The organism is Rufibacter tibetensis, from assembly GCF_001310085.1.
Classification (GTDB): domain Bacteria; phylum Bacteroidota; class Bacteroidia; order Cytophagales; family Hymenobacteraceae; genus Nibribacter; species Nibribacter tibetensis.
Genome location: NZ_CP012643.1, coordinates 4,963,122 through 4,979,601, shown reverse-complemented (window position 1 = coordinate 4,979,601; position 16,480 = coordinate 4,963,122). Strand labels below are relative to the sequence as shown.

Here is a 16,480-nt window from a genome sequence, read left to right as displayed (position 1 = left end):
AAATTTCAAAAAATGTTCTTCATTTGTACGGCCGTTTTCTTTGACTTATCGTTTAAAATTCCTAAATCGCTAAGGAAATCGATTTCGTAATCCTCAAATTTTATGAAAATGTAAATTGATTTCACTGCTTTGCTGGAATCCTACTTCTCAAAGTTTTTAAACAAACACCTAAATCCTTCATTTATGACTAACTTATTACCTAGCAATCAGCCCACTAAAAAGAGCTGGCATTCCATGGGGCAATGGAAGAGGGCTGCTTCCTCTTTGTTGCTGTTGGTAGCCTTTCTTCTAGTAGGCGCCGGGCAGGCGTTTGCCCAACAAAGAACAATTTCAGGTACCGTTACTGGTGATGGGGCTTCTCCGCTTATTGGGGTGTCTGTGGTGTTGAAAGGTACTACCACTGCCACCGCCACTGATGTGAATGGACAATTCTCTCTTCCTGTTACTGGCAATACCGGTACTTTGGTGTTCTCTTACATTGGGTATGTTACCCAAGAGGTTCCCGTAGGAGCACAGTCTACCTACAACGTTAACCTTTTAACTGATGCCAGAGCGTTAGATGAGGTTGTGGTAATTGGATATGGTACTCAGAGAAGAGAAGATCTCTCCGGTGCCATCTCAACAGTAGGATCAGAAGATTTCCAGCAGGGAAACGTAACCACGCCTGAGCAGTTAATCACTGGTAAGGTAGCTGGGGTGACGATTACCTCTAACGGTGGTCAGCCAGGTTCAGGTAGTACTATAAGAATCAGGGGAGGTGCCTCTTTATCTGCCAGCAATGATCCTCTATTTGTAGTGGATGGTGTTCCGTTAACAGGAAATGGTATCTCGGGATCAACTAACCCTCTGAGTTTGATTAACCCGAACGACATTGAATCTATGACCATTTTGAAAGATGCTTCAGCTACAGCTATTTACGGCTCAAGAGCATCTAATGGAGTAGTGTTGATCACTACTAAAAAAGGACAGAGTGGTAAGCCAACTGTTAATTTCAATTCCCAATACATTGTTTCTAATGTAACTAAGAAAGTAGATGTATTAGGTGCTGAAGAGTTTAGAGCGTATGTGAACGAAAACGGAACCGCCGCTCAAAAAGCTCTTTTAGGAACAGCCAACACAAACTGGCAAGATGAAATCTACCAGACTGCCACTGGTACTGATAACAACCTGAGCCTTTCCGGTGCTTTGAAAAACCTACCTTACCGTATTTCTGCTGGTTACCTAAACCAGGAAGGTGTGCTGCGCACAGACAAGTTTCAGCGTAAATCTGCTGCGATTAGCCTTACACCGCACTTGTTGGATGATCACCTGAAAGTTGATTTAAACGTGAAGGGTTCTGTAACCAATACCCGCTTCGCAAACCAAGGTGCTATTGGGGCAGCTGTTGCTTTTGACCCAACCCAACCGGTTAGAGCAGAAAACCAGTTTGGAAATTACTTTGAGTGGGTAACGCGTGATGCCGATGGCAAAGTTCAGTTAAACCCTAATGCGGCCAGAAACCCGGTTGCTTTACTGGAGCAAAGAAATGACAGAAGTGAGGTACAAAGAAGTTTTGGAAATGCTCAGATCGACTACAGCTTCCACTTCCTGCCAGCGCTTCATGCTAACCTGAACTTAGGATATGATATTGCCAAAGGGCAGGGGACAGTGTTTGTGCCTGCTGAGGCAGCTCAAAGTTTCACCACTGCTGGTGTAAACAACAACTACTTGCAGCGGGTAAACAACAAAGTGTTGGAGTTCTATATGAACTATACCAAAGATCTGACAGGTATTCAAAGTAATGTGAATGCCACTGCTGGTTACGGGTACTATAATAACAGAACAAAAAACTATTTCTTCCCTAGCTACAATGCTAACCGTGAGGTGATTGAAGGAAGCACACCACTGTTTGAGTTTGATATTCCTGAAAACACTTTGATTTCCTACTATGGTCGTTTAATCTATACTTTCAAAGATAAGTATACCTTCACGGGTACAGTACGGACTGATGGATCTTCACGCTTCTCTCCAGATGTAAGATGGGGGTTGTTCCCTTCTGCTTCTGTTGCCTGGAAAATCAAAGAAGAACCTTTCCTGAAGACTGTGGAAGTTTTAAATGATTTGAAACTTAGAGCAAGTTATGGTGAGACAGGACAGGAGAATATTGGACCAAATTATGGTTACCAAGCAATATATAACTTAAGCGCAGAAGCTTCCCAATACCAGCTTGGGAACAACTTCTATTATATGTATACCCCTGAGGAATATGATGCTGGTATCAAATGGGAACAAACCGCTACTTCTAACTTAGGTATTGATTATGGTTTCTTCAATAACCGTATCAATGGTTCTTTTGATATCTATAAAAAGAAGACTAAGGACCTTTTAAGTGTGATTTCTGTTCCGGTGGGCTCTAACTTTAGTAATCTCCTGCTTACCAACATAGGTAACATAGAGAACCGAGGTTTAGAATTCAGTATTAATGCTGTTCCGGTACAAAAAGAAGATTTAAATTGGAGTATCGGGTTCAACCTGACTGCTAACGAAAACAAAATCACAAAATTAACTGCTAATGAAGATTCTTCCTTTGTAGGTAACCCAGCAGGAGGAATTTCAGGGGCAACAGGTCAAAGCATTCAAATCAACTCAGTTGGATACCGCACCTACTCTTTCTTTGTATACAAACAAGTATATGATGAAAACGGAACTCCATTAGAAGGTGTGTATGCTGATTTGAACAAAGATGGTGTTATCAATTTTAGTGATCAATACCGTTATAAAGCGCCGTCTCCTTTAGTAACCTTAGGGTTCAATACCCAAGTTGATTATAAGAAATGGAATCTGAGCACCATTATGCGGGCTTATTTGGGAAATTACATGTACAACAACATCTCTGCAAATCTGGGTGTTTCTCGTAACATCTTGAACCCTGCAGGATTCCTAGGCAATAGCACCACTTCCTTCTATAACAGCAACTTCGTAAATAACCAGTACCAATCTGATTATTACATAGAAAACGCGTCTTTCCTGCGTATGGATAACCTAACGCTAGGGTACAATGCCGGTAAAGTTTTCAATGCAGCTAATCTGCGATTAAGTCTTACTTGCCAGAATGTATTCACTGTAACCAAATACACTGGCGTTGATCCTGAAATCAACAGTGGTATTGACAACAACTTTTATATGAGACCCAGAACCTTTGTAGTAGGCCTAAATCTTGGTTTCTAATCCAACATCAAACTTGATAAAGAAATGAGAAAGTTTTTTATAAAAGCAACAGGGATTTCAGCCATATTTCTGGGCTGTCTTACATCCTGTCATGAAGACCTGGATTTGTCACCCACCAATGCGACAACATCTGCCATAGCTTATGGAACCCCAGAAGGGTACAAGCAAGTGATAGCGAAAGTATATGGTGCCTTTGCCTTAACTGGTAGCGGTGGTCCTGGTGCTTCTGATTTAGGTGGTATTGATGCAGGTACTTCAGACTTCCTGCGCTTATACTGGAATTCACAGGAGCTTACTACAGATGAAGCCCACATTGTTTGGAATGACCCAGGGTTGCAGGATTTTCATAACATGAACTGGACAGCCAGCAACGTGATGTTGACTGGTTTGTACAACCGTATCTTCTTCCAGATTACCATGGCCAATGAGTTCATCAGGGAGTCTTCTGATGCCAAAATAGGCGAGAGGGGTATTACTGGAGTAGATGCAGAGAATATCAAGAAGTACCAGGCCGAGGCTCGTTTTTTAAGGGCTTACCAGTACTGGGTGGCTATGGATCTGTTTGGTAATCCTCCTTTTATCACAGAGAATGATCCAATTGGTAAATACCTCCCACCGCAAATTCCCCGGGCAGAGTTATTCAAATACATTGAATCTGAGTTGCTGGCCATTGAGCCATTAATGGTTGCTTCACGTCAGAATGAGTATGGACGTGCTGATCAGGCTGCTGTTCAGGCTTTGTTGGCCCGGTTGTATTTGAACGCTGAAGTGTACACGGGCACTCCCCGTTATACAGAAGCTATTACTTATTCAAGCAAGGTGATTAATTCTGGGTATAGCCTGAAAAGCAACTACCGCCACCTGTTCCTGGCTGATAATAATGTAAACAACACAGAGACTATTCTGCCAATCAACTATGATGGCGTAAGAACCCAAAACTGGGGAGGCACTACGTATTTGATTAATGCTTCTATCAATGCTGCCATGAACCCTGGTGCATTTGGCGTTCCGAATGGTGGTTGGGGTGGAGTGCGTGCTACTAAGAATCTGCCTTTGTTGTTCCAGGATTATAGCGGAAACACAGATAAGCGCGCCATGTTCTTTGTAGACAAATTGGAAATGGATGATCCATCTGCTTTCTCAGAGGGACCAAAAGTGACCAAGTACAGAAACGTAACATCTACCGGAAGTACCGCACCTTCTGCTAATGGTACCTGGACTTCTACTGACTTCCCATTATTCAGATTAGCTGAAATGCACCTGATTTATGCTGAAGCTGTTTTAAGAGGTGGTTCTGGTGGAAACATGAATACGGCCATTGGTTATGTGAATGCACTTCGTACCCGGGCCTATGGTAATGCTTCTGGTAACGTCACCAGTATCTCCACTGACTTCATCCTTGATGAAAGAGGCCGTGAGCTGTATTGGGAAGGACACCGTCGTACAGACTTGATCCGTTACGGAAGGTTTACTTCCGGCGCATACCTGTGGCCTTGGAAAGGTGGTGTGAAGGCAGGAAGAGCGGTTAGCGATACTTATAGATTGTTCCCTATCCCGGCAACAGATCTTATCTCTAACCCTAACCTGAAACAAAACCCAGGGTATTAATCTGTATTCAGAACTTAAAAGAAGACAAAATGAAAACATCTTTAATTAAAAATATCGGCCTGCTTGGTCTGTTGCTTTTCTTTTTCTCCTCTTGTGAGAAGGATGAGGAAAGGATCATCGCCAATACCCAGGGAAAAGGAGCCGCTTTCACAGCTTCTGCCAACACATTGACGCTTCAAAAAGCCAATGAAAGAAACCAGGCGGTAAATTTCACCTGGACAAAAGCTGATTTTGGTTTTGATGCCGCTATCACCAATACTCTTCAGTTTGCAGTAGCCGGTACAAACTTTGCCAACCCTAAAGAAGTTGTTTTAGGCGCAAGTGATGTTTCTAAGAGCTATACTGTTTTAGAGTTCAATGCTTTAATGTTGTCTCTGAATTTGCCAACAGGTAGAAACTCAATTATTGAGACGCGGGTGAAATCACAAGTAGCCGGTACTGAAGCCATAGCTCCGGTATATTCAAATGTGGTGAGCATGACCGTAAACCCTTATGCATTGATTTCTTTTGTGTATGTACCTGGAGCTTACCAAGGTTGGAACCCATCTACAGCAGACAGCTTGATTTCACCTACCAGCAACAACATCTACACAGGTGTGATCAACTTTACAGAAGGTAACACTAAGTTTAAGATTACTCCTGCCAAGAAGTGGGATGTAGCGTATGGTGATGCCGGAGGAGGAAAAGTTAGTACCTCAGGCGGGGATTTGTCTGTGCCAACAGCTGGTATGTACCGTTTAACACTAAACCTGAACGAGAACACCTTAACTGCTGCTAAGTATAGCTTTGGAGTAATTGGTGATGCCACTGCCGGCGGTTGGGGTGCTGATACTGACATGATGTACAACAACGGCACTCAAACATGGTCACTTACCACAAACCTAAAAGCAGGAGCCATCAAGTTCCGTCTGAATGATGACTGGGGAACAAACTACGGTGGGTCTAATGGCACGTTGGTTTCAAATGGTGACAACATCACGGTTCCTTCTGCTGGTAACTACAGAATAACCTTCAGCCTTGCTACCAACACCTACACTTTAACTAAATTATAGGAGTAGGTAAAGCTCACATAATGCCAAGGAGGCTATTCCAATTTAACTCTGGGGTAGCCTCCTTCATTTTAAATGTCTTAGGTGTGAAGATCATGGCATAAGAATGAGCCTTGAAACCCTTCTTCCTCTAAAATCAGCAACCTGAACATTCGGTCAGCATTGACCCAGATGTACGCCAGGCAAAGCGGAAAGGTCTTACACTTTCAAATATGCCTTTCTACTTTCCTTCTAGTTATGTCAAATCCCCTTATAAACCCTTGATTGAACATGAACAAATTACTAATAATAGCATGTGTGTTGCTTTCCTGTTTGGGTGCGGCAAATGCCCAGGACCTGAAATCCCCAAACGGGAAGCTCACCATGAGATTTGCCCTGCAGAATGACGGCTCGCCCACTTATAGCTTAACGTACAAAGGCAAGCCCGTCATCAAACCCAGTAAACTTGGGTTCGAACTGAAGACCAAAGCCGCAGACTTAGCCTCTGGTGGCTCCGATGCCAACATGGAACAAAAGGCCACAAACCTTCAAGGTTCCCTCCACAATAACTTCACGGTAGCAGATGCCAAAACCGCTTCTTTCAATGAAACCTGGAACCCGGTGTGGGGGGAAGTGAAAACCATTCGGAACAACTACAATGAATTAGCCGTGACGCTTAATCAAAAGGGCACAGGCCGGCAGATGGTGGTGCGCTTCAGGTTGTTTGATGATGGTTTAGGTTTCCGCTACGAGTTTCCCACCCAGAAGAATCTGACCTACTTTGTCATAAAGGATGAGAAAACGCAGTTCGCCATGGCCGGTGACCACACTGCTTACTGGATTGCCGGTGACTATGACACGCAGGAGTATGATTACACCACCTCCAGACTGTCAGAGATCAGGGACATTATGGCCAAAGCGGTAACTGCCAATATCTCCCAGACGCCTTTCTCTCCAACTGGGGTGCAAACTTCTTTGATGATGAAATCAGCGGATGGTCTGTACATCAACCTGCACGAGGCCGCCCTGCTTGACTACCCGGTCATGCACCTCAACCTGGATGACAAGAACTTTGTGTTCGAATCCTGGCTTACGCCTGATGCCGTTGGCGACAAAGGCTACATGCAGGCCCCACGTAGCACCCCTTGGCGTACAGTCATCGTGAGCGATGATGCCCGCGACATTCTGGCTTCTAAGATGACCTACAACCTAAACGAGCCCAGCAAGATCAAGGACACTTCCTGGATAAAGCCGGTGAAGTATGTTGGGGTCTGGTGGGAGATGATCACTGGCAAGAGCACCTGGTCTTACACCAATGACTATCCATCAGTGCAATTGGGCATTAGTGATTACTCTAAAGCTAAACCAAACGGCACCCACGGCGCCAATACTGCAAACGTGAAAAAGTACATTGACTTTGCAGCCAAGCACGGCTTTGACGGAGTTCTGGTGGAAGGCTGGAACATAGGCTGGGAAGACTGGTTCGGGAACTCCAAAGACTACGTGTTTGATTTCGTGACCCCGTACCCGGATTTCGATGTAAAGGGAATTCGTGAGTACGCCAACTCAAAAGGCGTGAAGATGATCATGCATCACGAGACCTCTTCCTCGGTGCGTAATTACGAGCGCCACATGGACAAGGCGTACCAATTTATGAAAGATAACGGCTATGATGCCGTGAAAAGCGGTTATGTAGGCGACATCCTGCCAAGGGGGGAGAACCACTACAGCCAGTGGATTGTGAACCATTACCAGTATGCCCTTGAAAAAGCGGCCGATTACAAGATTATGGTAAACGCCCACGAAGCGGTTCGCCCCACTGGTATCGCCCGCACCTGGCCTAACCTGATCGGGAACGAGTCTGCCCGTGGAACGGAGTACCAGTCGTTCGGGGGCTCTAAGCCAAACCACGTGACGGTAATTCCTTTTACCCGCCTCATTGGTGGTCCGATGGATTATACGCCGGGTATCTTCGAGATGGATCTGAGCAAGCTGAATCCTGACAACAAATCGCACGTGAACAGCACCATTGCCAACCAATTGGCCTTGTACCTGACCATGTACAGCCCGCTGCAGATGGCTGCTGATTTACCTGAGAACTATGACCGCTTCCCAGATGCCTTCCAGTTCATCAAAGACGTGGCCGTAGATTGGGATGACAGTCGTTACCTGGAAGCTGAACCCGGAGAGTACATCACAGTGGCCCGGAAAGCCAAAGGAACAGCCCAATGGTTCCTGGGGAGCGTTGGGGGCAACAACACCCGTACTTCCAACATCAAATTTGACTTCCTGGACAAAGGCAAAACCTACATCGCTACAATCTACTCTGATGCGAAGGACGCCCATTACAAAACAAATCCGCAAGCTTACAACATCCGGAAAGTAGTGGTGACCAACAAGTCTAAGCTGTCGCAAATGGTAGCGCCCGGTGGAGGGTACGCCATTAGCTTCGTGGAGGCTGAAAAAAACCAGACCAAAGGTTTGCAGCGTCTGTAAGCTACCAACGCCATAGTTTTACCTCTGTTTTCCAAAAATCAGCTGGAAAATAGAGGTACGCCGAATTAAGAATTTTTTTCATCAATGAACTTGAGGTAGGCCCTTGGTTAAGGAGAGAGAGCGGGATAGCCCCGTTTAGTTGATCCTTTTCAAGGCTATTTCAGGTTTTACATTCTTTATACCTTCATGAAAAAGAAGAATTTAGCCCGTCTTTTCCTGTCGTCCATGCTTTTCTGCAGTACCTTAGGAAACATTGAGGTTGCGCAAGCGCAGGATAAAAAAGTAAGCGAATGGCCTCGTGGAATCACCTATGAAATCTTCGTGCAGTCCTTCGCTGATTCAAACGGAGATGGCATTGGGGATATCAAGGGAATGACCTCTAAACTTGACTACCTAAAGAACCTCGGGGTGGAAGCGGTGTGGCTGATGCCCATGAATCCATCACCTTCTTACCATAAGTACGATGTGACCGATTACTACGGCATTCACCCCGACTACGGGACCATGGCAGATTTCAAGGAGTTCATCAACCAGGCGCACAAACGCAACATTAAAGTGGTGATGGATATGGTGATCAACCATTCCTCAGACAAACACCCATGGTTTCTTGATGCCGTGAAAAATGAGAACAGCCCGTACCGTGACTACTATGTCTGGACGCACAAAAACGACCCACAAACCCAGAAAGAGGGCAGACCCACCGGAGCTGACTCAGACAATACCCGCCATTGGCACAAAGTAGAAGGAAGTGATTACCTCTACTACGGCTACTTCTACAGCGGCATGCCCGACCTGAACTTTGATAGCCCTAAGCTTCGCGAAGAAATCTTCAAGATGGGCCGTTTTTGGTTTACCGAGGTAGGCGTAGACGGTTTCCGATTAGATGCCGCCCGCCATATCTTTCCAGATGAAAGACCCCATGACAACCACAACTGGTGGGTGTACTTCCGGAACGAGATGAAAAAGGATAACAAAGACGTATACCTGGTAGGAGAGGTGTGGGCACCAGCCGAGATTGTTGGACCTTACCTGCGAGGCTTACCAGCCCTTTTTAACTTTGACATGGGCTTTGCCATTACCAAAGCTGTGAATGAGGAAAATGCTGGTGACCTGGTGGCCAACCATAAGAAGATAAGAGACTTCTACCAGAACGTGAACCCAGACTATGTAGACGCCACCTTCCTGACCAACCATGACCAAAACCGCATTATGAGTGCCGTAAACGGAGATATGAATAAAGCGAAAATGGCCACGGCGCTGCTCATGACCTTACCGGGTTCTCCTTACCTGTATTACGGCGAAGAGATAGGTATGAAAGGAATGAAGCCAGATGAAAACATCAGAGAACCGTTCATATGGGACGTGAAAGCCAAAGACAAAAGCCGCACCACCTGGATGCAGCCCAAATACAACCCTGAAGGTTCTGTAGCTCCAGCCGCTGCTCAGATCAAGGACAAGAACTCGCTCTTCAATCATTATAAAACAATGATTGGCTTAAGGAGCAATAGCAAAGCCTTGACATATGGTACCCTGGAGCCGCTCCAGTTAGGTAATTCTGGGGTGAGCGCATTTGTGAGAACCCACGAAGATGAGTCCTTGCTGGTCCTGCACAACCTTACCAAGAATGAGGTAAGTGTTAATCTTCCTGAGAACTTAACCTCTTACAGTAAGGTGCACTTTAAAAACAACAAAGGGACGAAGCAAAAAGGGGCCAGCTTGACACTTCCGGGTTATAGCAGCGTTGTGTTGAAGAAATAAACCAAAGCGGGTTGTGGAAGTCCACATTCGTTTTGGCAGCATTTTTTGATAACACCCTTTAAAGCAGAAGAGCCCGGGACATTATCCCGGGCTCTTCTGTGATATTTAACTATGGCTTATTGAACTGCCTGTTCGTCTACATCTTTCACAATTAATGTCAGGAAACCAGCAAAGATCATGGAGCAACCTCCTACCACTAACACGTAGATGGACTCCCCATGGAAGATGTTTTTGTTGATGAAATCCAGCAGCGTACCCGCGACTATCTGAGGAATTACAATGAAGAAATTGAAAACACCCATGTAGTACCCCATGCGTTTGGCTGGCAAAGAACCAGCTAAGATGGCATAGGGCATGGTAAGAATACTAGACCAGGCAATGCCCACACCTACCATGGAGACCAACAGCATGTTAGGGTCAGAAATAAAGTAAATAGAGATCAATCCAACCCCCCCAAGCACCAAGCAGAACAAATGGGTCATTTTGCGGCTCGTCTTTTTGGCAATAACTGGTAACACAAACGCGAAAACGGCTGAGATACCGTTGTACACCGCAAAACAGATGCCCACCCAGTCGGCACCTTCGTTGTAAAGTTTGGAGGTGGTGTCAGAAGCGCCAAAGACGTGGCTTGTCACGGCAGGAGTGGTGAAAATCCACATGGAGAAAAGGGCGAACCAGGTGAAGAACTGCACAAACGCCAGCTGCAGCATGGTTTTAGGCATTTTGAAAATGCCTAGGAACGTTTCAGAAACGCCTTGCCAGAACGTAGTTTCGTTGTTTTCACGGTTAAACTCTTCCAGGTCTTCGGGTGGGTATTCTTTTGTTTTGACTACCGTCCAGAGAACAGCTAAAAAGAACACGACACCACCGCTGTAAAACGCCCATTTCACCGAGGGCGGAATTTCGCCGGACGGCGCTGTATTAGGCAAGCCAATCCAGTTATTGAAGATCCAGGGCAGGGAAGAGGCTACAACCGCACCCACCCCAATAAAGAACGTCTGGGTCGCAAAGCCCGCGGTACGCTGTTCAGACGGCAGCAAATCACCCACCAGCGCCCGGAAAGGCTCCATGGAAATATTGATGGACGAATCCAGAATCCAGAGCATGCCCACGGCCATCCAAAGTACCGAAGCATTTGGCATAATGAGCAGCGACAGGGAGGCGAGCAGCGCACCCACCATGAAGAAAGGTTTGCGTCTCCCGAACACCGGGCTCCAGGTACGGTCACTCATGTAGCCAATGATGGGTTGCACTAAAAGGCCCGTCACCGGAGCGGCAAGCCAGTACAGCGCAATTTCAGTACCGCCCAATGTTTCAAAAATCCGGCTTACGTTGGCGTTCTGTAACGCGAATCCAAACTGAATGCCCAGAAATCCGAAACTCATGTTCCAGATTTGCCAGAAACTCAGCCGAGGTTTGGCTTGCGCCTGTAATGTTTGTGCCATGGGCAAAATTAGGTTAGTTTGGTAGTAAGGGGTAAGTGTTGTTATAGCATGAATATGTAGAAAACAACCCTAAAAAACTAGCTGCTTTTCTAAGGTATGCTCTTAAAGAGGAAGAGTTTACCCTTAAAGGTTTAATCACTGAAACTCATCCAAATCAATATCCCTGTTCAGGAAGACTGGGGTGCCAGGTTACTTTTTCTGTAACAAGAATACATGGGCACTCATGGGAGCAAGAGTGATGCTGGTTTTCACCGATGGTTGAAAAAACAAAGGCGGCGTATCTGTCAATAAATCCTGAAGGATGAAGCTGCCTTTTGCGTCCAGGCCCATGGCGGTGAAGGCAGTAGGAGCCAGGCTCAGCGCATAGTTGGAGGACTGCCGGTTGAAGTTTACCAATACCAAAACCTGCTCTTTTGCCGTGTGCCGCAGGTATGCGTACACTCCCGCAGGGGCGGTGCCTTCCTCGGCGGTTAGGGCATAAAACTTTCCTTTCAGGATGGCTTCGCGGCTGGTACTTAGGTTAAGTAATTTGGTGTAAAAAGCACGTAGCCGCTGTTGGTCTTCAGTGAGTTTACCGCCGTCAAACTTTCCGCCGTTCATCCAGGCCTGATGCGCTGGAACGCCCCAATAGTCAAAGATGGTGGTACGTCCGTCTTCGCCCTGAAAGCCTTCGTGCCCTTTGCCGGGCTCGCCCACTTCCTGCCCAAAGTAGATCATGACCGGACCGCTGCCCAACGTGGCGCTCACCGTCATGGCCGGCACGGCTGCCCACGGAGTGCCTGCAAACTCAGTGGAAGCCACGCGTTGTTCGTCATGGTTCTCCAGGAAACGCAGCATATGGTTAGAGATGCCCCGGCTTTCCTCGCGCCATACCTTAGTGATCTCTGCCGTGTTGCCCTGGCCTTTGTTTTCCATGAGCCTCCGCAAGCCATCATACAAGCCCACTTTGTCATACAAGAAATCAAAACCGCCGGTCTTGATGTAGGTTTGGTACGCCTTCGGGTTATAGATTTCAGCTATGAACGTGATGGTTGGGTACTGGGCTTTTACCTGCGGAATAACCCAGGCCCAGAACTCCACGGGCACCATTTCGGCCATGTCGCACCGGAAACCGTCTACGCCTTTCCCCGCCCAGAACAGCAGGATGTCGCGCATCTTGTTCCAGGTGTCCGGGGTAGGCGAGAAGTGGGCGGTCCGGTTGTTCTGGTAATCCACGCCGTAGTTCAGCTTCACCGTTTCAAACCAGTCATCTACGCTGGGCGTGGAGCTGAACACGTCATTCCCCGAGGCCTTGGCCGGCGTCTCGTTGAACTTGCCGTCTTCCTGCGGCCCTTTAAAAGTTCCGCTTAACGGGTTGTAGGTTTTAGGTACCTGCAGCGTCTGACCGGGTATGTAATAGAAGTTGTTGCTAAGCTTGAAGGAAACGCTCTTATCATCCTGGCTTCCAAAGTCTTCTACTCCTTTCGGTTTGGCATCTGAGCCGTAGTAGCGGGCCACATGGTTCGGCACGAAGTCTATTAAAACCTTTAGGTTGTTTTTGTGCGTGCGTTGCACCAGGGCTTCAAACTCAGCCATGCGTTTGCGCACGTCTACGGCCAAATCTGGGTTCACGTCATAGTAGTCTTTGATGGCGTATGGTGACCCGGCCCGGCCTTTGATCACATCAGCATCGTCCAGAGGAATACCAAACTTAGTGTAGTCTGTCATGAGCGCGTGCTCAAGGACCCCGGTGTACCACACGTGCGTGGCCCCCAGATTTTTGATCTCCTGCAGTGCTTTGTCTGTGATGTCATTGAACTTGCCTACCCCATTTTCCTGCACCGTGCCATAGGTCTTGTTCGTGGCTTTCTTGTTCCCGAACAGCCGCGTCATCATCTGGTAAATGACAAACTTGTTGTCCTTTACTTCTTCCTCGGTGGTGTTAGGGTCAGTAACCTGTGGAGTAGTCGTCATAACGGGTGCCGGTGCTTTGGTTTCAGTGGAGCTCGTCTGTTTGGGGGCAGTAGGGGTACAACTTCCCACCAGTGCAGCTGCCAGAAACACAAAGGAAAGGAAAGGTTGTTTGGTGGATTTAGGTGTCATGTAGCTTGAATCGGGTGGCAAAAGTTACATTTAAAACTGGCGCGAGTCTTCAGACTCGTGACTGACGGTTGGGGGAGTCTCCAGACTCCCGACTTAGTACAAGAGTTTGGTCAAGACTCCCTGGCCCGGGTACTTAGGGAGTCTGGAGACTCCCGTCATATTTTGTCACGAGACTTCAGTCTCGCGCCATAGTAAGAGTTTTCTGTTTTGGGCCTGATTTGTGGAAATCAGGCCCAAAACAGTAGTAGAGGCTTACACCAACTGGTGCGCAAACTCACCTTTGGAGTTCGCCTCAATGGTCTGCGGTTGGTCAAACACGTTCAGCTTGATGGCTTTCTCTGCCTGGTTCTCAATAGTCACGCTTTCCTTGGTTACTTTGATGTTGAGCAGGTGCCCACAGAAACGGATCTTAAATGAATAAGAAGTCCAGCCAGAAGGGATGAAAGGGTTGAAGTGCAGTTGGTTATCACGCACACGCATGCCCCCAAATCCTTGCACCACGCTCATCCAGGTGCCCGCCATACTGGTGATGTGGCAGCCGTCTTCGGTGTCGTTGTTGTAGTCGTCCAAGTCTAAGCGGGCGGTTCTGAGATAGAACTCATAGGCTCGTTCCTCGTCTCCTAATTTTGCCGCCAGAATTGCGTGCACGCAAGGCGATAGTGAAGATTCATGCACCGTGCGCGGCTCGTAGAAGTCGTAGTTTCTCCGGATAGTGTCCAGGTCATAACGGTCTTCAAACAAGTAAATACCCTGTAGCACATCGGCTTGTTTGATGAACACCGAGCGGAGGATTCTGTCCCAGGACCATTTCTGGTTTAACGGACGGTCTTCGGCCGGAAGGTCTTTCACCAGGGTCTGCTCTTTGTCCAGGAAGCCGTCTTGCTGTAAGAAAATACCCAGTTCCTGGTCTTCGGCGTAGTACATGTTATCAATCACATGCTGCCACTTACCAGTTTCTTCCTCCACGTTTAGGTTCATTTTTTGGACAAGTTCCTGGTAGCGGGCTGCGTCAGTGGATTGCACGTGTTGCAGGGCCTTCAGGGTATATTCCAGGGTCCAGGTGGCAATGGTGCTGGTGTACCAGTTGTTGTTGACGTTGTTCTCGTACTCGTTCGGGCCGGTTACCCCCAGCATCACGTACTGGTTTTTCGCCGCCGACCAGTTCACGCGTTGCGCCCAGAACCGGGAAATTCCCACCAGCACTTCCAGTCCATATTCCGCTAAGTAGGAATCATCGCCGGTGTACCGGATGTAGTCATAAATGGCATGCGCTATGGCGCCGTTCCGGTGGATTTCTTCAAAGGTGATTTCCCACTCGTTATGGCACTCCTCGCCGTTGATGGTCACCATGGGGTACAATGCGGCACCTCCGGTAAAACCAAGTTTCTCGGCGTTCTCAATGGCTTTCTGCAGGTGCTTGTAGCGGTACACCAACAGGTTACGGGCCACCTGCGGGTCAGCCGTGGCCAGGTAGAAGGGCAGGCAGTACGCCTCGGTGTCCCAATAAGTGGTTCCGCCGTATTTCTCGCCGGTAAACCCTTTCGGACCGATGTTCAGACGTTCGTCTTCGCCGGTATAGGTTTGGTTTAGCTGGAAGATGTTGAACCGGATGCCTTGCTGAGCAGTGGCATCTCCTTCAATCATGATATCGCTCTCTTCCCATTTAGCCGCCCAAGCTGCCGCTTGTTCCTGTAGCATCTGCTCAAATCCTTTGCCTACGGCCGAAACTAGTACCTTTTTGGTGTTTTCAATCAAAGCTTCTTTTGGGTGATTCTCTGAGGAAATGTTGGCGGCGTACTTGTACAACACGATCTCCTGGCCTTCCTGTACTGCTACCTTAAAAGTTGAGGCAATGAATTTGGTTCGTTCCTCTGGGGTGGCGTCTACCTGTATTTCCTGTCCGTTCTGCGTTACCACGAACTTCTGGCCGGTGCACACGTGGAAGAACGTTTTTTTGGTTTCTGCAATGACGTAGCCTTCATTGGCTTGGGCATCCTGCAGGACTTCGTTCCAGAACTTCTCATCGTAGTTTGAGTCGGCGTTCATGATGTCCGCGTCCACATAGGGGGTGAGGGTGAGGGTGCCGCTGAAGTTAAGGGGAGTGATGCTGTACCGGATAGCACCTACTTCATCATCCACTATACTGGTGAACCGTTTGGAGGCCACGCGCACCTGCTTGCCACTTGCCAATTGAGCGGTAAACGTACGTTCTAACCAGCCTTCGCGCATGTTCAGCTCCCGGCGGAAGTCCAGCACTTCGCTTTGGTTTAGGTCCAGGGTTTCACCGGCTACTTTCACGTCAATACCTATCCAGTTGGCCGCGTTCAACACCTTCGCGAAGTACTCCGGATAGCCGTTTTTCCACCATCCCACGCGGGTCTTGTCTGGATAGTACACGCCGGCCACGTAGTTGCCTTGCAGGGTTTCGCCGGTGAATGCCTCCTCGAAGTTAGCCCGTTGGCCCATGCGGCCGTTTCCCAGGCTGAATACGCTTTCAGAGATTTGGTTATAGTGTGGATGGAACCCCTCTTCAATGATGGACCATTCGTCAACAGTAAGATATTGTTTCATAATAGTTTGTATCAAGTATCAAGACACACGTATCAGGACTTTTTTCTATAGTTCAGGTTTTCTGTTTCAAGGGTGAATTCTAGAAATAAAACTGAAAATACATTTCTAGAAACAGGTACTCTTTTGTCCCCCTTTGAAGGTAGGGGGGATGATTTCTGTTGCTGATTAAGCATTCCCGAGAATCATTCTTGCTTCCGATTAGCTGAAGTACCAGGATTCTTCAAACGTCCTTGTCATCCCCCAACCCCCTTCAAAGGGGGACTATCTGCTTGCCCGTTTATTCTT

At 47.5% G+C, this 16,480-nt stretch carries 8 protein-coding genes; 5 read left to right on the top strand and 3 right to left on the bottom strand.

Annotated elements, in window-relative coordinates:
* Nucleotides 1–183 precede the first annotated feature (183 nt).
* The 5 genes from DC20_RS20595 (at nt 184) to DC20_RS20575 (ending at nt 10,097) form a co-directional block, all read left to right on the top strand.
* Complete coding sequence (locus DC20_RS20595; RefSeq protein WP_245652257.1) at nt 184–3,207, top strand: SusC/RagA family TonB-linked outer membrane protein; 3,024 nt, start codon at nt 184–186, stop codon at nt 3,205–3,207.
* A gap of 24 nt (nt 3,208–3,231) precedes the next feature.
* Nucleotides 3,232–4,815 carry a RagB/SusD family nutrient uptake outer membrane protein gene (locus DC20_RS20590; protein WP_062545577.1) on the top strand — a complete coding sequence of 528 codons (1,584 nt, stop codon included), beginning with the start codon at nt 3,232–3,234 and terminating at the stop codon, nt 4,813–4,815.
* 29 nt (nt 4,816–4,844) lie between these two features.
* Entirely contained in the window at nt 4,845–5,867 is a 1,023-nt protein-coding gene (locus tag DC20_RS20585) for a SusE domain-containing protein (protein WP_062545576.1), read from the top strand.
* Between the two features lie 267 nt (nt 5,868–6,134).
* The gene (locus DC20_RS20580; protein WP_062545575.1) at nt 6,135–8,339 is read left to right on the top strand and encodes a glycoside hydrolase family 97 protein; all 2,205 of its coding nucleotides are present in this window, start codon (nt 6,135–6,137) and stop codon (nt 8,337–8,339) included.
* Nucleotides 8,340–8,525: 186 nt separating this feature from the next.
* Nucleotides 8,526–10,097, top strand: coding sequence for an alpha-amylase family glycosyl hydrolase (locus tag DC20_RS20575; protein ID WP_062545574.1), 1,572 nt, complete (start codon nt 8,526–8,528; stop codon nt 10,095–10,097).
* A gap of 116 nt (nt 10,098–10,213) precedes the next feature.
* Here the strand turns inward: DC20_RS20575 and DC20_RS20570 are convergent, their stop codons facing one another.
* The 3 genes from DC20_RS20570 to DC20_RS20560 all read right to left on the bottom strand — a co-directional run bounded on the left by DC20_RS20570 (nt 10,214) and on the right by DC20_RS20560 (nt 16,195).
* Nucleotides 10,214–11,542 (bottom strand): MFS transporter, encoded by a 1,329-nt coding sequence (locus tag DC20_RS20570; RefSeq protein ID WP_062545573.1) that lies wholly within the window; start codon nt 11,540–11,542, stop codon nt 10,214–10,216.
* 189 nt (nt 11,543–11,731) lie between these two features.
* Complete coding sequence (locus DC20_RS20565) at nt 11,732–13,495, bottom strand: alpha-amylase family glycosyl hydrolase (RefSeq protein WP_157593425.1); 1,764 nt, start codon at nt 13,493–13,495, stop codon at nt 11,732–11,734.
* 381 nt (nt 13,496–13,876) lie between these two features.
* On the bottom strand, nt 13,877–16,195 hold the full coding sequence (locus DC20_RS20560) for a glycoside hydrolase family 65 protein (RefSeq protein WP_062545571.1): 2,319 nt from the start codon (nt 16,193–16,195) through the stop codon (nt 13,877–13,879).
* Nucleotides 16,196–16,480 lie beyond the last annotated feature (285 nt).

Excerpts from the sequence above, each read along its gene's own strand:
- DC20_RS20595 (WP_245652257.1), top strand. The coding sequence starts at position 184 with ATGACTAACTTATTACCTAGCAATCAGCCCACTAAAAAGAGCTGGCAT.
- DC20_RS20590 (WP_062545577.1), top strand. The coding sequence starts at position 3,232 with ATGAGAAAGTTTTTTATAAAAGCAACAGGGATTTCAGCCATATTTCTG.
- DC20_RS20585 (WP_062545576.1), top strand. The coding sequence starts at position 4,845 with ATGAAAACATCTTTAATTAAAAATATCGGCCTGCTTGGTCTGTTGCTT.
- DC20_RS20580 (WP_062545575.1), top strand. The coding sequence starts at position 6,135 with ATGAACAAATTACTAATAATAGCATGTGTGTTGCTTTCCTGTTTGGGT.
- DC20_RS20575 (WP_062545574.1), top strand. The coding sequence starts at position 8,526 with ATGAAAAAGAAGAATTTAGCCCGTCTTTTCCTGTCGTCCATGCTTTTC.
- DC20_RS20570 (WP_062545573.1), bottom strand. The coding sequence starts at position 11,542 with ATGGCACAAACATTACAGGCGCAAGCCAAACCTCGGCTGAGTTTCTGG.
- DC20_RS20565 (WP_157593425.1), bottom strand. The coding sequence starts at position 13,495 with ATGACGACTACTCCACAGGTTACTGACCCTAACACCACCGAGGAAGAA.
- DC20_RS20560 (WP_062545571.1), bottom strand. The coding sequence starts at position 16,195 with ATGAAACAATATCTTACTGTTGACGAATGGTCCATCATTGAAGAGGGG.